Source organism: Thalassococcus profundi (genome assembly GCF_003344785.1).
Taxonomy (GTDB): Bacteria; Pseudomonadota; Alphaproteobacteria; order Rhodobacterales; family Rhodobacteraceae; genus Puniceibacterium; species Puniceibacterium profundi.
Window position 1 is genome coordinate 1 of record NZ_QPMK01000021.1, and the last position, 17,244, is coordinate 17,244.

General features: G+C 67.0%; 13 protein-coding genes. 4 read left to right on the forward strand and 9 right to left on the reverse strand.

The window, feature by feature from the left end; all coding sequences use genetic code 11:
* The 3 genes from DU478_RS19605 to DU478_RS19615 form a co-directional block, all read left to right on the forward strand.
* Nucleotides 1-2,314: hypothetical protein (locus DU478_RS19605; protein ID WP_233501454.1), on the forward strand; the 2,314-nt coding region annotated here is incomplete at its 5' end.
* A 207-nt stretch (nucleotides 2,315-2,521) separates the two neighbouring features.
* A complete protein-coding gene (locus DU478_RS19610; RefSeq protein WP_114512586.1) occupies nucleotides 2,522-4,399 on the forward strand; it encodes a monovalent cation:proton antiporter-2 (CPA2) family protein in 1,878 nt (625 codons plus the stop codon).
* Between the two features lie 109 nt (nucleotides 4,400-4,508).
* The gene (locus DU478_RS19615) at nucleotides 4,509-6,323 is read left to right on the forward strand and encodes a M3 family oligoendopeptidase (RefSeq protein ID WP_114512587.1); all 1,815 of its coding nucleotides are present in this window, start codon (nucleotides 4,509-4,511) and stop codon (nucleotides 6,321-6,323) included.
* Nucleotides 6,324-6,378: 55 nt separating this feature from the next.
* Here the strand turns inward: DU478_RS19615 and DU478_RS19620 are convergent, their stop codons facing one another.
* Nucleotides 6,379-6,897, reverse strand: coding sequence for a hypothetical protein (locus DU478_RS19620; RefSeq protein ID WP_114512588.1), 519 nt, complete (start codon nucleotides 6,895-6,897; stop codon nucleotides 6,379-6,381).
* A gap of 26 nt (nucleotides 6,898-6,923) precedes the next feature.
* Nucleotides 6,924-7,193, reverse strand: coding sequence for a DksA/TraR family C4-type zinc finger protein (locus DU478_RS19625; RefSeq protein ID WP_114512589.1), 270 nt, complete (start codon nucleotides 7,191-7,193; stop codon nucleotides 6,924-6,926).
* A 113-nt stretch (nucleotides 7,194-7,306) separates the two neighbouring features.
* Here DU478_RS19625 and DU478_RS19630 point away from each other — a divergent pair, with 113 nt between their 5' ends.
* Nucleotides 7,307-7,837, forward strand: coding sequence for a glutathione peroxidase (locus DU478_RS19630; protein WP_114512590.1), 531 nt, complete (start codon nucleotides 7,307-7,309; stop codon nucleotides 7,835-7,837).
* 100 nt (nucleotides 7,838-7,937) lie between these two features.
* Here the strand turns inward: DU478_RS19630 and DU478_RS19635 are convergent, their stop codons facing one another.
* The 7 genes from DU478_RS19635 to betI all read right to left on the reverse strand — a co-directional run bounded on the left by DU478_RS19635 (nucleotide 7,938) and on the right by betI (nucleotide 17,238).
* Nucleotides 7,938-8,591 carry a thermonuclease family protein gene (locus DU478_RS19635; protein ID WP_114512591.1) on the reverse strand — a complete coding sequence of 218 codons (654 nt, stop codon included), beginning with the start codon at nucleotides 8,589-8,591 and terminating at the stop codon, nucleotides 7,938-7,940.
* Between the two features lie 54 nt (nucleotides 8,592-8,645).
* Nucleotides 8,646-10,286 carry a choline dehydrogenase gene (gene betA / locus DU478_RS19640; protein ID WP_114512592.1) on the reverse strand — a complete coding sequence of 547 codons (1,641 nt, stop codon included), beginning with the start codon at nucleotides 10,284-10,286 and terminating at the stop codon, nucleotides 8,646-8,648.
* Nucleotides 10,287-10,535: 249 nt separating this feature from the next.
* On the reverse strand, nucleotides 10,536-11,993 hold the full coding sequence (betB, locus tag DU478_RS19645) for a betaine-aldehyde dehydrogenase (protein ID WP_114512593.1): 1,458 nt from the start codon (nucleotides 11,991-11,993) through the stop codon (nucleotides 10,536-10,538).
* Between the two features lie 62 nt (nucleotides 11,994-12,055).
* Entirely contained in the window at nucleotides 12,056-13,240 is a 1,185-nt protein-coding gene (locus DU478_RS19650; RefSeq protein WP_114512594.1) for a BCCT family transporter, read from the reverse strand.
* 164 nt (nucleotides 13,241-13,404) lie between these two features.
* Nucleotides 13,405-15,069 (reverse strand): BCCT family transporter, encoded by a 1,665-nt coding sequence (locus DU478_RS19655; protein WP_114512595.1) that lies wholly within the window; start codon nucleotides 15,067-15,069, stop codon nucleotides 13,405-13,407.
* Between the two features lie 91 nt (nucleotides 15,070-15,160).
* Entirely contained in the window at nucleotides 15,161-16,666 is a 1,506-nt protein-coding gene (gene betC / locus DU478_RS19660) for a choline-sulfatase (protein ID WP_114512596.1), read from the reverse strand.
* Complete coding sequence (gene betI, locus DU478_RS19665; protein ID WP_114512654.1) at nucleotides 16,663-17,238, reverse strand: choline-binding transcriptional repressor BetI; 576 nt, start codon at nucleotides 17,236-17,238, stop codon at nucleotides 16,663-16,665. The genes betC and betI overlap by 4 nt, the downstream gene beginning before the upstream one ends.
* Nucleotides 17,239-17,244 lie beyond the last annotated feature (6 nt).

The window sequence follows — 17,244 nt, forward strand, 5'->3', positions numbered from 1 at the left end:
GGCGCCCCCGGTCGCGGCGACAGCGACGCCCGAGCCCGACCCGATCCCGGCGGCCGCCCCCGCGTCCGCGGCGCCCCCGAAAGCGTCCGCGCCGGACACCCCCGCGCCTGTGTCCTCCGCATCTGAACCTTCCGCACCGGCACCTGCGCCGGCAGCGCCCGAAGCGAAGGCCAAGAGACCGCACGCCGCCGGTTCCGACGCTGCCGAGCCCGAGACCGGCGCGCCCGAAGCGGCTGACACGCCGCCGTCCGAAACGCCCGCCCCGGCCCCTGCGCCAAAGCCGGCGCTCGAGACGACCCATGCCGATACCGAGGACGCCGCCGCCCTGCGCCCCGGCGCCGCCGACACCGGGTCCGGGACACAACAGGAGACGGACTCCCCGCGCCCGGCCCCTGCGCGCCTGGCCGTGCCGACCTCTGCCGAGGCGGGCGCCGTTGCCGCGCCCAGCATCGCGCCGCATGCCGAGGACAAGACCCCGCCCCCGGCCTTCACCAGCATCCGCGCCTCGCGCAGCGACGATGGCCCGTCGACCACGCCCACGCTGCGCGCGCCGGGACGCGACGCCCTGCCCTCCGTCGGCCGGCTGACGCCGCAGGGCCTTGGCACCAAGGCGGACGGGGACGGCAGCACCGCCGCCGCCGCGGACACGGCCAAGCCCGCCGACATCGCGGCCTCCCGCAGCGAGGCCACGGCCTCCTTCGAGCGCCGCGCCGACGATCACCGGAAAACCCAGGCGCACCGGCAGGAGACCGCAACCGCGGCCAAGCCATCGGTGCTGGGCGGTTTCTTCAGCCGCCGCAAGCCACGCCATGAACCGCCACCGATCGCGGCGCCGGTGTCCGAGCCCGTGGCCGAGACGCCCAAGCCCGCCGTCGCCGCCAGCACGCGGATCAAGGCGCGCGCCGACAGCACCGACACCTCGCCGCCGAAACCGGTGCTGACCTCGGCGCTGGCCCGTCTGGGCGGCGGACGCAGTCGCGCTGCCGCCGCAGCGGGTCCGTCGCCCGAGGACATGGAACGCGAGCGCATGACCGTGTTCGGCGCGCGGCAGAGCCAGGCGCGCGTCGGCGGCAAGCCGCGGTTCCTGGGCCTGATGCTGACCGCAGTGCTGCTGATCTTCCTCGCGGGCGTCGCGGCCTGGGCCTCGGTCTTCCTCGATGACGGGCTGGCGCGGTTCTTCCGCCCCGACACCTCGCCCGACGTCCAGGTCGCCGAAGAGGCGCTGCCGAGCCCCGATCCGACGCCCGAGGCCGCGCCCGAAGAGCCGCCCGTGGAACTCGCGGCGCTGGATCCGGCACCCGAGACCGCTGTGCCCGACCCCGCCGAACCGCTGGCAGAGCCCGAACGCCCGCGTGCGCTGTCGCCCGAGGAAGCCGAGGCGACCTATGCCGCGACCGGCATCTGGCAACGCGCCCCCGGCGCGCCGTCGGAGCCTGCGCAGGGCGGTCTCGACGATCTTTACGTGGCCTCGATCGACACCGAGGTGCAGCAGTTCGACGCCGTGGCCCTGCCCGAAGCCGCGCGCAGCGGCGATCCGTCCTACGTCTCTCCGCCGGTGCCCGCGCCCGCCGGCACGGTCTTCGACATCGACGACCGCGGCCTGGTGCGCGCCGTGGCCACCGGCGCGCTGAACGCCGACGGAGTGCTGATCTACGCGGGCCTGCCCCCCGCCGTGCCGCCGGGCCGCCCCGTGCCGGGCAGCCCCGATGCGCCGGTGACCGAGGAAACCCGCGCCGAGCAGGACCGGCTGCAGGGCTTCCGCCCCGCCGCCCGGCCCGACGGCATCGTGGAGCGCAACGAACGGTCGCTGCTGCAGGGCGTGTCGCGGGCCGAACTGGCGCAACTGCGCCCGACCATCCGCCCCGAGGTCGCCAAGCTCGCGGAAGAGGCCGACGTCACCGCCACGGCACAGGCCATCGACACCTCGCCCAAGCCGTTGCGCCGTCCGCGTGACATCGAGCGGATCGTCGCCGAAGCCCGCGCCCGCGCCGCCAGCACCCCCGAACCGGAGCCCGAGGTGCAGGTCGCCTCGGCCGCCGCCGTCGCGCCGCGCGCGGTGCAGCCGTCGATCCCCTCGACCGCGAACGTGGCGCAGCGGGCGACGGTGCGGGGCGCGCTCGACATGCGGCGGATCAGCCTGATCGGCGTCTACGGCAAGCCGGCGGCACGGCGCGCGCTCGTGCGGCTGCCCAACGGCCGGTATCAGAAGGTCCAGGTCGGCGACCGGATCGACGGCGGCCGGGTCGCGGCGATCGGCGATTCCGACTTGCGCTACACCAAGGGCGGCCGCAGCGCGACGCTCAGCATGCCGTAACCTCTTTCGCCGCGGTAGGCCCGCCGGCCAAGGGATCGCGGCTGCGCATATTGCCCTGCCCGCCCGGCCCGCTACCATACCGACATCTGCACGAAAGCTGCACAGACCCTGCGCCGATTCGGGCCTTTGGGTGAGTGCGCAGCCCATTCCGGTTGCTTTCACCCGGAGCGCGCGCGCATCGTTCGCGCATACTGACAAGGACTTTTCATGGACACCTTTCTTTTCCAGGCGACGATCTACCTTCTGGCTGCGGTCATCGCCGTGCCGGTTGCGGCGCGGCTTGGGCTGGGATCGGTGCTGGGCTACCTTGTTGCCGGGCTGATCATCGGGCCGGTGCTTGGCATCGTCGCCGCCACCGAAGACCTGCAGCATTTCGCCGAATTCGGCGTGGTGATGATGCTGTTCCTGATCGGGCTCGAACTCGAGCCGCGGGCGCTCTGGGACATGCGGCACCGGCTGATCGGGCTGGGCGGACTTCAGGTCACGCTGACGACGCTGGCGATCATGGCAGCGTCCATGGCGCTGGGGCTCGACTGGGCGACCGGGCTCGCGGTGGGCATGATCTTTGCCCTGTCGTCTACCGCCATCGTGCTCCAGACCCTTTCGGAAAAGGGGCTGATGCAGACCGGCGGCGGACGGTCGGCCTTTTCAGTGCTGCTGACCCAGGACATCGCCGTCATCCCGATGCTGATCCTGCTGCCGCTGCTCGCCCACGGGTTCGAGCCGACGCTGAACGCCGACGGGTCGATCCTGCGCGGCGGCGACGATCACGGCGCGGGCCACGGCGCCAGCATGAGCCTGGTCGAGGGGCTGCCCGGCTGGGGCGTCGCGCTGGTGACCCTGGGCGCCGTGGCGCTCATCATCCTCGGCGGCGTCTACGGCGCTCGGCCGCTCTTCCGCTTCATCAACGCCTCGCGCCTGCCCGAAATGTTCACCGCCGTCGCCCTGCTCATCGTCGTCGGCATCGGGTTCCTGATGATGCTCGTGGGCCTTTCGCCCGCGCTCGGCACCTTCCTGGCCGGGGTGGTGCTGGCCAACTCCGAATTCCGCCACCAGCTCGAGTCGGACGTGGAGCCGTTCAAGGGCCTGCTGCTGGGGCTCTTCTTCATCACCGTCGGCGCCGGCATCAACTTCGGCGCCTTCCTGACCGCGCCCTTCGTGATCCTGGCCATGACGCTGGGTGTGATCCTTCTGAAAGGCACGATACTCTTCGTGCTGGGCTGGCTCTTCGGCCTGCGCGGACGGCAGCAATGGCTCTTCACCCTCAGCCTCGCACAGGCGGGCGAATTCGGCTTCGTGCTGATCTCGTTCTCGCTGCAACAGGGGGTGCTGACCGGAACGCTGGGCCAGCGCCTGCTGCTGGTGGTGGCGCTGTCGATGCTGATCACGCCGCTGCTCTTCATCCTCTACGAATGGCTGTCGGCGCGGCTGGCCGCCGAACCGGACGACACGCCCGAGGATGACGAGATCGATGAGAAGGGCACCGTGCTCATCGCCGGGATCGGCCGCTTCGGCCAGATCGTCAACCGCATGGTGCAATCGGCGGGCTTCAAGACCGTGGTGATCGACAACGACCTGAAAACCATTCAGCTGATGCGGCAGTTCGGCTTCAAGGGTTTCTTCGGCGATCCGACCCGGCCGGAATTGCTGCATGCCGCGGGCATCGACGACGCCAAGGTGCTGGTTGTGGCGCTGGACGATCCCGCCGCCACCACCAAGCTGGTGGCGCTGGCCAAGCAGCTGCGCCCGGAACTGCACGTGGTCGCCCGCGCCCGCGACCGCACCCATGTCTACGCGCTTTACCAGGCAAAGGCCGACGATATCGTGCGCGAACTGTTCGACAGCTCCCTGCGCGCCGGGCGCTACGTGCTGGAAAACATCGGCCTGTCGGAATACGAGGCCGCGGTGGCGCAGGAGACGTTCTTTCATCACGACCGCCACACGGTCCGCGAACTGGCCGCGCTCTGGGATCCCAAGATCCCCACCGCGCAGAACGAAGCCTATATCGCCCGCGCCCGCGAGCTGGAGAAAGACCTCGAAACCGCGCTGCTCACCGCCATCGACACCAAAAGCGACGCGGCCTGATCCACCCGCCGCGGCGCCGGTTTCTGCTTGAGACTGCGGCGGCGGGCGCCTACCTCTGAACCCGAGACAACCGCGCGTCCCGCTCGGGACGCCGACAAAGGAGTGCCCCATGCCGATCCGCCCGTTCTTCGATGCCAATGCCTCTGCCGGGGGCAAAAACCTCGGCGATCTGCCGGAATGGGACCTCACCGATCTCTACCCGTCACCCGACGCGCCCGAGCTCAAGCGCGACCTCGACTGGCTTGAGCAGGCATGCGCCTCTTTCGCGGTCGATTACGAGGGAAAGCTGGCCGATCTGGATGCCGCCGGGTTCCTCGACGCCGTGCACCGGCACGAGAAGATCGAGAACATCGCCGGACGCATCATGTCTTTCGCGGGTCTGCGCTACTACCAGCTGACCACCGATTCCGCGCGCACCAAGTTCCTCAGCGACACGCAGGAAAAGATCACCACCTACACCACGCCGCTGGTCTTCTTCACGCTCGAGCTGAACCGGCTCGACGACGCGGTGCTGGATGGCCATTTCGCCGCGAATGACGACCTTGCCCGCTACAAACCCGCCTTCGACCGCATCCGCGCGATGAAGCCCTACCAGCTTTCGGACGAGATGGAGAAGTTCCTGCACGACCTCAGCGTCGTCGGCGACGCCTGGGAACGTTTGTTCGACGAAACCATTGCGGGACTTGAATTCGAGGTGCAGGGCGATGCGCTGACCATTGAGGGCACGCTGAACCTGCTCACCGATCCCGACCGCCCGACACGCCAGGCCGCCGCCGAGGAACTGGCGCGCGTCTTTGCCGCCAACATCCGCACCTTCGCCCGCGTGCACAACACCGCCGTGAAGGAAAAGGAGATCATGGACCGCTGGCGCGGCATGCCCACCGCCCAGACCGGCCGGCACCTTTCCAACGACGTGGAGCCCGAGGTGGTCGAGGCGCTGCGCGACGCGGTGGTCGCCGCCTATCCCAAGCTCTCGCACCGGTACTACAACCTCAAGCGAAAGTGGCTGGGGCTCGACGTGATGCAGGTCTGGGACCGCAACGCGCCGCTGCCGCTCGAGGACCCCAAGACCGTGACCTGGGACGACGCCCGCGCCACGGTGATGAACGCCTACGCCGAATTCGACCCCCGCATGGCCGAGATCGCGCAGCCCTTCTTCGACAAGGGTTGGATCGACGCGGCGGTGAAGCCGGGCAAGGCGCCGGGCGCCTTCGCGCATCCCACGGTGACGGACGTACACCCCTACGTGATGCTCAACTACCTCGGCAAACCGCGCGACGTGATGACCCTCGCGCACGAGCTGGGTCACGGCGTGCACCAGGTGCTGGCCGCGGGACAGGGCGAGATGCTGTCCTCGACACCCCTGACGCTGGCGGAAACCGCGTCGGTCTTCGGCGAGATGCTGACCTTCCGCCGGATGCTCGATAACGCGCAGACCGACACCGAAAAGAAGGTGCTGCTCGCGGGCAAGGTCGAGGACATGATCAACACGGTCGTGCGCCAGATCGCCTTCTACGACTTCGAATGCAAGCTGCACGCCGCGCGGCGCGGCGGGGAGCTTACCCCCGACGACATCAACGCGCTCTGGATGTCGGTGCAGGCTGAATCGCTGGGCGATGCCTTCGAATTCATGCCGGGCTACGAGACTTTCTGGGCCTATATCCCGCATTTCGTGCACTCGCCCTTCTACGTCTACGCCTATGCCTTCGGCGACGGGCTGGTGAACGCGCTTTATGCCGCCTACCAGGAACAGCCCGAGGGGTTCCAGGAGAAGTATTTCGACATGCTCAAGGCGGGCGGGTCGAAGCACCACAAGGCTTTGCTGGCGCCCTTCGGCCTGGACGCGAGCGATCCGAAATTCTGGGACAAGGGCCTGTCGATGATTTCGGGCTTCATCGACGAGCTCGAGGCGATGGAAGACTGACGCGTATCGGGACGGCGGGTGGGGCGTCGCCGCAGGCGCGCGTCACCCGGCGGGCCTAGTTTGCAAAGAAGTCCGTCTCGATCGCGCCGGTGACGGACCGGCAATCGGCCAGATCGGTGGGCCGGCTCAGCTTGTCCTTGCGACACAGCTCTGCCTCGAAGGTCGCGGTCAGCTGCCCGACGCGTCCCCAGAGCTCCAGTTCGACGATCTCGACAACGGGCCGCTGCGCGGCGCCCCGGCTGGTCCAGAACGGTCCGCCCATACCCTCGGGCATGTGCACCACATCGACCGAAAGCGGCACCACGCCGGGCGCGATGCTGCCCAGGAACCGCGCATCGACGCTGAACATGCCGCGGGTCGAGAATTCCGGCTCCGGATGCCCCTGCACCAGCATCTCGGACAGGCGCTGACCCTGGCGCAGGCTCGCCGTCGGCACCGTGCGGCCGCCCTGCTCCATGGTGATCGTGTACCAGCTCCGGCGGTCGGCGCCGATAAAGGCGGTGATCTTCCCCAAAGTCTCGGCCACGGCCGGCAGCGGCACGAGCAACAAGGCGGAGAGACACGCGCGGATCATCGGCTTCCTCTCTCCGCTGCGCGGCCCTACTTGAGCTGCGAATCCTTGGAGCCGCGCCGGTTGATCCCGCCGCGCGCCTTGTAGCTGCCGTCGCGCTCCTGCTGGCAGTCGATGCAGAGCTTCACCCCGGGAAGCGCCTGGCGGCGCTTTTCGGGAATCGGCTCTTCGCAATCCACGCAGAATGCCGCGCTCTCGCCCTGCGGCCCGCGCCGGGCCTTGAGCCGCGCCAGTTCGTCCTGGATCGAGGCTTCGATCTGTTCGTTCACCGCGCCGTCGCGGGACCATCCGCCTGCCATGAGCGTTCCTCCTCTACCGAAGATAGGCTTGCCGCGCGGTACGATCCAGCCCCTTCGGCAGGCCTTGACACCCGTCCGCCCGCGCTAATTCATCCGGCAAGGAGGCTCATGCCATGACCCGCACCCTGCTTGCCATCGCCCTGACCTGTCTCACCGCCCTGCCCGCGCAGGCGCTGGAGCGGTTCACCTTCAACAGCATCGACGGCGGCCAGATCGACAGCGCCGACTGGGCCGGCAAGCCGGTGCTGGTGGTCAACACCGCCTCGCGCTGCGGCTTCACCCCGCAATACGACGGGCTTCAGGCGCTGCACGACCGCTACAAGGACGCGGGCCTCGTGGTGCTGGCCGTGCCGTCCGACGATTTCCGGCAAGAGCTGTCCTCGGCCGAAGAGGTGAAGGAATTCTGCGAGGTCAATTTCAACCTGACCCTGCCGATGACCGACATCACCCATGTGCGCGGGCCCGACGCGCATCCCTTCTACGAATGGGTGGCCGACACCGCCGGATTTGAACCCGGCTGGAACTTCAACAAGATCCTGATCGCCCCGGACGGCAGCATTGCGGGCACCTACGGCTCGACCGTCGGGCCCGACTCCCCCGCCATCACCGGCCCGGTCGAAGAGATGCTGGCAGGTCGCAGCTGAACGGTGCCGGGACCGCGCAATCCGCCGATCGGACTGCCCTGCGGTTGCCCGCGCATTCTGTTTCCCGCACACTTTGGCCGACGCGAGACCGCAGACCGATCTACCGCTTCGCCCGGCGCCACCCGGCGGCCCGCGCCTCGGCCTCTGTGCAGAACCAGCGTTCGCCTTTGCCCCCGTCGATCCGCGTCTTGTCGTACCAGGCCTGTCCCGGCACGTGATAGATGCGCTTGCCGTCGCGGCTAATGTTGCCCTTGATCCGGCACTCGCCCGAAGCTTCCTGCGCCGGAACAGCCCGCCCCAGACGCCGGAACGCCGCCGGAGAGGTCACGCCGGTCGCATGCAGCCCGGCCCCCGCCACCGCCGCCTGCTTTTCCTGCAGGTCGTAATCCCAGCCATAGGTGCGATAGGCAAAGGCCAGCCCGTCAGAAACCAGCATCTCGCCCAGGTCGCGGCCCGCAACCGTGCATTTCGCCACAACGCGGCCATAGCGATCCGTGTCGACGGCTGCGCAGACCGCCTGCCGCCCCTCGATCCGGGCGCGCAGTTCCTGCCGCACCCAGGCGCCACATGCCCAGGCCGGCGCGCCCTGCCCGCCGCACATCTGGTCCATTTCCGGCGCATCCACCGCGTGCAGCCGCACCCGCGTGCCGCCCACGTCGATCGTATCGCCGTCAATCACGCGGACCGGCCCCGACGGCCCGGCCCAGGCCGAGGTCGCGCACAGCAATACAAACAGGGAACAAAGTCTTAACATTTGGTTAATCTCGCCGGCAAAGCCGGCGGGATCAACCGATTTCGCGCATCGTCCTTAACGCTGCGCCGTCTTCCACTCCGGATGGACCCAGGGCGCGTCGTTCACCGGCGCCAAGGTCCGCCCCAGGATATGATCCGCCGCCTTTTCGCCGACCATGATCGACGGCCCGTTAAGATTGCCGTTGGTGATCTGCGGAAAGATCGAACTGTCCGCCAAGCGCAGGCCGTCGACGCCGATCACCCGCGCCTCCGGGTCCACCACCGCCATCGGATCGTCGAGGCGGCCCATCTTGCAGGTGCCACAGGGGTGATAGGCGCTTTCCACATGCTCGCGGATGAAATCGTCGAGCTCGTCATCCGTCTGCACCTCGGCCCCGGGCTGGATTTCCTTGCCGCGATAGGGCGCAAAGGCGTCCTGCGCGAAGATCTCGCGCGTCAGCCGGATGCAGCGGCGGAAATCCTCCCAGTCCTGCTCGGTGCTCATGTAGTTGAAGAGGATCCGCGGCGCATCCTCGGGATCGGCCGACCGCAAGGTCACCTCGCCCCGCGACGGCGAACGCATTGGGCCCACATGGGCCTGAAAGCCATGCCCTTCGGCCGCGACCTTGCCGTCGTAGCGCACCGCAAGCGGCAGGAAATGGTACTGGATGTCCGGATAGGGCACGCCCGCCTGGCTGCGGATGAAGGCACAGCTTTCGAACTGGTTCGACGCCCCCGGCCCGTCCTTTCGCAACAACCACCGGGCGCCCACATAGGCCTTGCCCAAGAGGTTCCAGTATTTGAACAGGCTCACCGGCTGCGTCGCCGCCATCTGAAGGTATAGCTCCAGATGATCCTGCAGGTTCTGCCCCACGCCGGGCCGATCCGCGACGACCTCGATCCCGTGCTCGGCCAGATGCGCGGCGGGGCCGATCCCCGACAGCATCAGCAGCTTCGGCGAGTTGAGCGACGAGGCCGCGAGGATCACCTCGGCCCGTGCGCCGATCACCTCGACCTGGCCGCCCCGCTTGACCTCGACGCCCACGGCGCGGCCATCGCGGATCACCACCCGCCGCGCCAGCGCGCGCACGACCTTGGCGCCCTTCTTCTGCGCCGGCCGCAGGTAGGCATTGGCGGCCGACCAGCGCTGACCCTTGCGGATCGTCGCCTCCATCGGGCCGAAACCCTCCTGCTTTTCGCCGTTGTAATCCTCGGTCGCCTCGTAGCCCGCCTGCACCCCGGCCTCGACGAAGGCCCTGACCAGCGGGTTCTCGCGGGTGCCGCGGCTGATGTGAAGCGGACCGTCGCTGCCGCGCCAGTCCGACCGGCCGCCGTTCCAATGCTCCATGCGCTTGAAATACGGAAGCACGTCGGCATAGCCCCAGCCATCGGCGCCGCTGTCGCGCCAGTGGTCGAAATCCATCGCGTGACCCCGCACGTAGACCATGCCGTTGATCGAAGACGACCCGCCCAGCACCTTGCCGCGCGGACAGGCCAGCCTGCGGCCGCCCAGGTGCGGCTCGGGCTCGGTCTCGTACCCCCAGTCGTAGATCTTCATGTTCATCGGGTAGCTCAGCGCCCCCGGCATCTGGATGAACGGTCCGCCGTCCCATCCTCCATGCTCGATCACCAGCACGTCCTTGCCTGCCTCGGCCAGCCGATAGGCCATGGCACAGCCTGCCGATCCGGCCCCCACGATCACATAATCCGCGTCCATCTCTCACTCCGTCCGGTGAGGCCGCAGAGGATCAAGGAGCGCTGCGGGCGACCGCCGAAGGCGGCGCGCCAGGGTCCTTGAGGCTCTGCGGACTCGCCTCTTACACTCGATCTGGCGCGTTCAAGGGTGAGGCGGACAAGAAAACGATCCTTTGACCCGTTTTCCCGCCGAACGCCCCTGAACCGCCTCTCAGCAAATTCTTTTCGTCCCCGATGGCGAGGACGCCCGCCAGGGCGGAGGAGACGCCGCCTAGAACGGCGCCTCCATATGCCCCATGCGCACGAAGACGGTCTTGAGCTGCGAATAATGCTCCACCGCCGCCTTCGAATTCTCGCGTCCGACCCCGGACATCTTCACGCCTCCGAACGGCGCCTCCACCGGCGCGTCGTTGTAGGAGTTTATAAAGCAGGTCCCGGCCTCCAGCTGTGCGATCACCCGGTGCGCGCGGGCGAAATCCTGCGTGAAGACCCCCGCCGACAGGCCGAATTCGGTGTCGTTCGCCCGCGCGATCACCTCGTCCTCGTTTTCGAATTCCAGCACCGACAGCACGGGGCCAAAAATCTCTTCCCGCGCGATGGTCATGTCGTCGGTGACGCCGTCGAAGATCGCCGGGGTCAGCCAGAACCCCGGCTTGTCCAGTCGTTCGCCGCCCGTCACCAGTGTCGCCCCCTCCTCGACGCCCTTGGCGATATAGCCCTGCACTATCTCCATCTGCCGGGCACTGACCAGCGGGCCGAAGCTGGTCTCGGGGTCCATCGGATCGCCGATCACCGCATTGCCCAGCCGCTCGGCCAGGCGCGCGACGAACCGCTCGCGGATGCCCTTCTGCACGAAGACCCGCGTGCCGTTGCTGCACACCTGCCCGGAGGAATAGAAGTTGGCCATGATCGCGCCACCCACCGCGTCCTCGAGATCGGCATCGTCGAAGATCACCAGCGGCGACTTGCCGCCCAGCTCCATCGTCACGTGCTTGAGCCCGTCCGCCGCCGAGGCATAGACCTTGCGCCCCGTCGGCACCGATCCGGTCAGCGACACCTTGTCGACGCGGGCATCGGTCACCAGCGCGCCGCCCACGGCGCCCATGCCCTGCACCACGTTGAAGATGCCGGCGGGCAGACCCGCCTCGACCAGGATCTCGGCCACCTTCAGCGCCGACAGCGGAGTCGTTTCGGAGGGTTTGAAGATCATCGCATTGCCGCAGGCCAGCGCCGGCGCGCCCTTCCAGCAGGCGATCTGCGTGGGATAGTTCCAGGCGCCGATGCCCACGCACAGCCCCAGCGGTTCGCGGCGGGTATAGGCCCAGTCTTCGCCCAGCTGGATATGCTCGCCGGTCAGCGTGGCGGCCAGACCGCCGAAATACTCCAGCGCATCGGCGCCGCTGGTGGCATCGGCGACACTGGTTTCCTGGTAGGGCTTGCCGGTGTCCCAGGTCTCGAGCACCGACAGATCGTGGTTGCGCTCGCGCATGATCGCCGCCGCCCGCGTCAGGATGCGGCCACGCTCGCGCCCGGTCATCAGTGCCCAGTCCTTCTGCGCCCGCCTCCCGGAGGCGATGGCCTTCTCGATCACAGCCGGCGTCGCGGCATGGACCCTGGCGATCACCTCACCGGTGGCCGGGTAGACCACCTCGATCAGCTCGCCCTCGGTATCCTCCACATAGGCGCCGTCGATGAAGTGGCTGGCCTCGGGTTGCGTGTCATAGGCCATATGGCCCTCCTTGCATTGTCTTCGTCTGCGACGGTCCCGGCCCGCGGGCCGGGACCACCAGTTCAGTCGAGCACGGGTTTCTTGTAGGTGCCCTTCACGTCCTGCACGACGTCGCGGTGGCGCATGGCGATCCAGACCAGCACGCCGACATAGAGCGCGATGACGATGCCGCCGATCCATTCGATCTGCAGCCACTGGCTCTTGAAGAGCAGCGTCAGGCTGAAGAGGACGGCCGTGTTGGCGGCAACATAGGTCCATTTGCCGAACCGCTCGGTCGTCAGGTTCAGGTTGTCGGTATAAAGCCGGATCAGGCTGTCGAGCGAGTTGATCACGAAGGTCGTCCCGACGATCACCATCGCCCAGTTGATCAGCCCGTCGGTCGGGATGCTGTTGAGGTAATAGTAGTACAGCACCGCGAACCACACGGCGAGCGGGATCGACGGGATGATCATCAGCGCCGCCAGCATATGCTGCACCTTCATCCCGCCGACGAAGCGCGAGGTGAACTGGCCGATCATCACCGACCAGGCGAACCACCAGAAAAGGTAGAACTCGTGATATTCCGTCAGCGGCAGCACGAAGCGGTGGATATTGCCGAAATAGCCGCCGATATTGCTGATCGTCGCGCCGAATTCTCCAAGGCCGATACCCGCGTGAAGCCAGAGGCCGAGGATCAGCAGCAGGAACAGCACGGTCGACCCCACCGACAGCACCTTGACGAACTTGATGTCGGTGGAGCTGTAGGAGGCCGCGAGGATCACCGCGAAGACGATCACGTAGAAGGTCGTGACCACGGACTCTCCGTCGCCGATGCTGGGCAGGTAATACGGCAGGTAGATCAGGAAGAGCGACCCGGTAAAGGCGCAGGTGGTGACGATGACCACGTTGTTCACCAGCCGCACGATGGGCTTTTCAAAGAACTTCACCCGCGGCTCGATGGCACAGAAATAGAAAGCCGTGAGAAAGTAGAAGGCCCAGATCAGGAAACCCCAGAACCCGAATTCCAGCGCCAGCGGGTTGGTGAAGGCATAGGCCGGGTTGGCCTCGGTGTCGGCATAGAGCGGGAAGTCGAAGGCCAGCGGGAACATGATCAGCCCCACATCGAGCCCCGAGGTGAAGAGGATGGCGATGAACACGAACATCGGCACCGGGTCGCGTCCGATCAGGCGCAGGTTCCACCATTTGATCGTCACGAAGATCACCAGCCCGAAGGCCAGCAGGATTCCGAAGGAAATCAGATAAGTCATTGCTTTGTCCCCGATTATACTTCTTGCATCCGGCTTGGCGCCGAACGGTATGTCATATGACAACAGGCCAAGACCTCTATTGTTCCGCTCTTTCGGCAGGAACCCGCCGTGTCCGGCACCGGGCGGGAACTTTTCTGCCCCCGCCCGCGCGCATTCTCTGAGCCTTATTCGGCGGGGTCCGCCGCCGCCGGATAGATCGACGGCACGCCGTTCTTTTCGCGGATGCCGTCGTTGTAGATTGCCTTGAAGAGGCCCAGGCACATCAGCACCATCACCAGGCTGAAGGGCAGCGCGCCGATCACCATGGCGGTCTGGATCGCGGTCAGCCCGCCCACCAGCAGGAGTGCGGCCACCACCAGCCCGAGGGCCACGCCCCAGAAGATGATGTGCGGCCGCGCCTTGGGGCCTTCGTCCCCGGCGGCGTTGATCGTGTTCACGATCAGGACGGCGGAGTCCGCGGATGTCACGAGATAGGTCATCAGCAGGATCACGATGATCACCGCCATGATCCAGCCCAGCGTCTCGCCCAGCATGATGCCGGTCATGGCGAAGATCTTGTCGCCGTCGGTGGCGCCGAAGATCTGACCCTCGGCCACGCCCGAGAGTTCCAGCTCGATCGCCGTGCCGCCGGCGAAGGAGAACCAGACGAAACACATGACCGCCGGGACAAACACGGCACCCAGCACGAATTCGCGGATCGTCCGGCCCTTGGAGATGCGGGCAAGGAACAGCCCGACGAAGGGCGCGAAGGCGACCCACCAGGCCCAGTAGAACACTGTCCAGGCGCCCTGCCAGTTTTCCAGCGCCTGGGACACCTCGCCGCCGTCGCCGCGATAGACCGTGAAGATCATCGCCGGAAGGCTGATCACATATTCCCACATGCCGAGGAACAGCGCCTGGATGCCGAACCAGGTGGCGCCGAAGATCATCAGGAAGGCCAGCAGGAAGATCGACAGCCCCATGTTGATGTTCGAGAGCCACTTGATGCCCTTGCCCACGCCCGACAGGGCCGAGAGGGTCGAGGCACCCATGATGATGAAAATGGCAAAGAGGATGCCCACGGTCGACGCCGTGCCCTCGTCGTTCAGCAGCCAGTCGCCGATGCCGATGCGGCTCATGCCCGCGACGAACTGCTCGACGCCAAAGCCCAGCGTCTGCGCCACGCCGAGGATCGTCGCGATCACCGCCACGATGTCGATCACATGGCCCAGCGGCCCAGACAGCGCCTTGCCGAACAGGGGTGTGAGCGAGCTGCGGATGGTCAGTGGCAGGCCGCGGCGATAGGTGAAATACCCCAGCGCCAGACCCGCGATGGCATAGGACGACCAGGCGGAAAAGCCCCAGTGCAGGTAGCTCCACTGGTAGGCGTTGAGGAAATTGTCCTCGCCGCGCGCCGTGGCCAGCCCCTGGATCACCTCCGGGTTGTTGTTGAAGTGATAGATCGGCTCAGCCACCGCCCAAGTCAGCATCCCGACCCCGATGCCCGCGCCGAACATCATGGAAAACCACGAGAAATTCGAGAACTCCGGCACGTCGTCCGGGCCGCCCATCTTCAGCCGCCCGGCGGTCGGCCAGATCGCCAGCGCGATGCAGACCAGCACGAAGGCGGCCATGACGTAGATGTACCAGGCGGCAAAGTTCGCCAGGATGAAAGTGTTGAGCCCCGAGAGCACCGCCCCGGCCTGCGCGGGAAAGGCCACGGCCCAAAGCACCAGCCCGCCCACGGCAAGCTTGGAGGTGACCGTCACGTCAAGGCTGAAGCCGTTGTAGAACCCGGACGTGGCCGTCTTGATCGGCAGGTCGGTCAACGGAGGTTTGATTTCCGGCATATAACTGTTCCCTGTTGTTGTTTCCTAAGGCCTGTTTTTTTGCCCCGCCGCCCTGGCCCTCGGGCGGCGGGGTCGTTTCCGGGGTCCAGCGTCACTCGCCGCGCGGGAACCGTTTGTTCTCTTCGAGCACGTTCAGGTCCATATGGTTGCGCATGTACCGCTCGGACGCCTTCTGCAGCGGCTGGTAATCCCAGGGGTAGTAGCCGCCCTGGCGCAACGCTTCGTAGACCACCCAGCGGCGGGCCTGGCTCTGGCGCACGTCGGCGTCGAAGGCTTCGAGGTCCCAGCGCGCCGCCGCCATGACCCGGAACCGCTCCAGCGTTTCCGCATGGTCCGGGTCCTCGGCGAGGTCGGTCAGCTCCTGCGGATCGGCCTCCATGTCGAACAGCTGCTCGGGATCGAGCGCGCAGTTGGTGTATTTCCAGCGCCCCTCGCGCAGGCAGACCAGCGGCGAATAAGAGGCTTCGGCGGCGTATTCCATCATCACCGGGCTCTGCCGCGGCTTGCCCTGCCCCAGCGGCACAAGGCTTTCACCGATGGTCCAGGGCATCACCTCGTCCATGCTGACCCCGGCGAGTTCGCAAAGCGTCGGACAGATGTCGATATTGCTCACCGGTGCGTCGACCCGGCCCGGCGTCATCTGCGGCGCCGCGATCATGATCGGCACCCGCGCCGAGCCGTCGAAGAAGGACATCTTGAACCACAGCCCGCGCTCGCCCAGCATGTCGCCGTGATCGCTGACGAAAAGGATCGTCGCTTCCTGCCGGGTACGTTCCAACACGTCGAGGATCTCGCCCACCTTGTCGTCGAGGTAGGAGATATTGGCGAAATAGGCACGGCGCGCCCGGCGGATCTGGTCTTCTGTGATGTCGAAGGAGCGCCAGTCGTTGACGTCGAAGATGCGCTTGGAATGCGGATCGTGGTCGTCATAGGCCATCGCCGGAACCTGCGGCAGCAGGTGCTCGCAGTTCTCGTAAAGGTCCCAGTACTTGCGCCGCGCCACGTAAGGGTCGTGCGGATGGGTAAAGCTCGCCGTCAGGCACCAGGGCCGGTCGTCGCCACCTCGCGCCAGATCGTAGAGCTTGGCACAGGCGTTGAAAGCGACCTCGTCGTCGTATTCCATCTGGTTGGACGTCTCGGCCACGCCCGCGCCGGTCACCGACCCCATGTTATGATACCACCAGTCGATGCGCTCGCCGGGCTTGCGGTAATCCGGGGTCCAGCCGAAATCGGCCGGGTAGATGTCGGTGGTCAGCCGATCCTCGAACCCGTGAAGCTGGTCGGGCCCGACGAAATGCATCTTGCCGGAAAGGCAGGTGTAGTACCCGGCGCGCCGCAGGTGATGCGCATAGGTGGGGATGGACGACTGGAATTCCGCCGCGTTGTCATAGACCCCGGTGCCGCTGGGCAGTTGCCCGGACATGAACGCCGCCCGCCCCGGCGCGCAAAGCGGCGAAGCGGTATAGGCGTTGCGGAACCGCGTCGAGCGTGCCGCCAGCCGCTTCAGATTGGGGGCGTGCAGCCACTCCGCCGGGCCATCGGGGAACAGCGTCCCGTTCAGCTGGTCCACCATGATGATCAGGATATTTCCGCTCATGTCCTCCCCCGTGTTAGCGCCTCGGCGCAATCCATTACCTGTTCCGTGGCCTCTGCCCCCATCGCCGTGCCGCCCAGGGCCGCGCGCAGGTAAAGCCCGTCGATCAGCGCGCCCAGCGTGTCCGCCACCGGCGCCGGGTCACTGGCGTGCAGACGCAGCGCCGCGATCAGGTTCGACCGCAGCCGCCGCTTGTAGATGCGCAAGAGACGCGCCGCCTGCGGGTCGCGCTGCGCCAGGACGTAGAAATTGAGCCAGGCGGCCACAGTCGCCGGCTCGAAGAAGCTCTGGGCAAAATTTGCGGCGACCAGCGCCCGCAGGCGCGCCTCGGGCACCGTCGTGCGCTTGAGCGCGGCGCGCACCTCGGCGGAGTATTCCGTGAGGATATGGCGCATGGCAGCCAAGAAGATATCCGTCTTGCCGCCGAAGTAATGATGGGCCAGCGCGCTGGAGACCCCCGCCCGGCGGGCGATCTGCCCCACCGTGACATCGAGCGATCCCGCCGCCCCCACCTCTGATATGGTCGCCGCCACCAATGCGGCGCGACGCTGCGGTTCTTTTCCGATACGTGCCATGCCGAT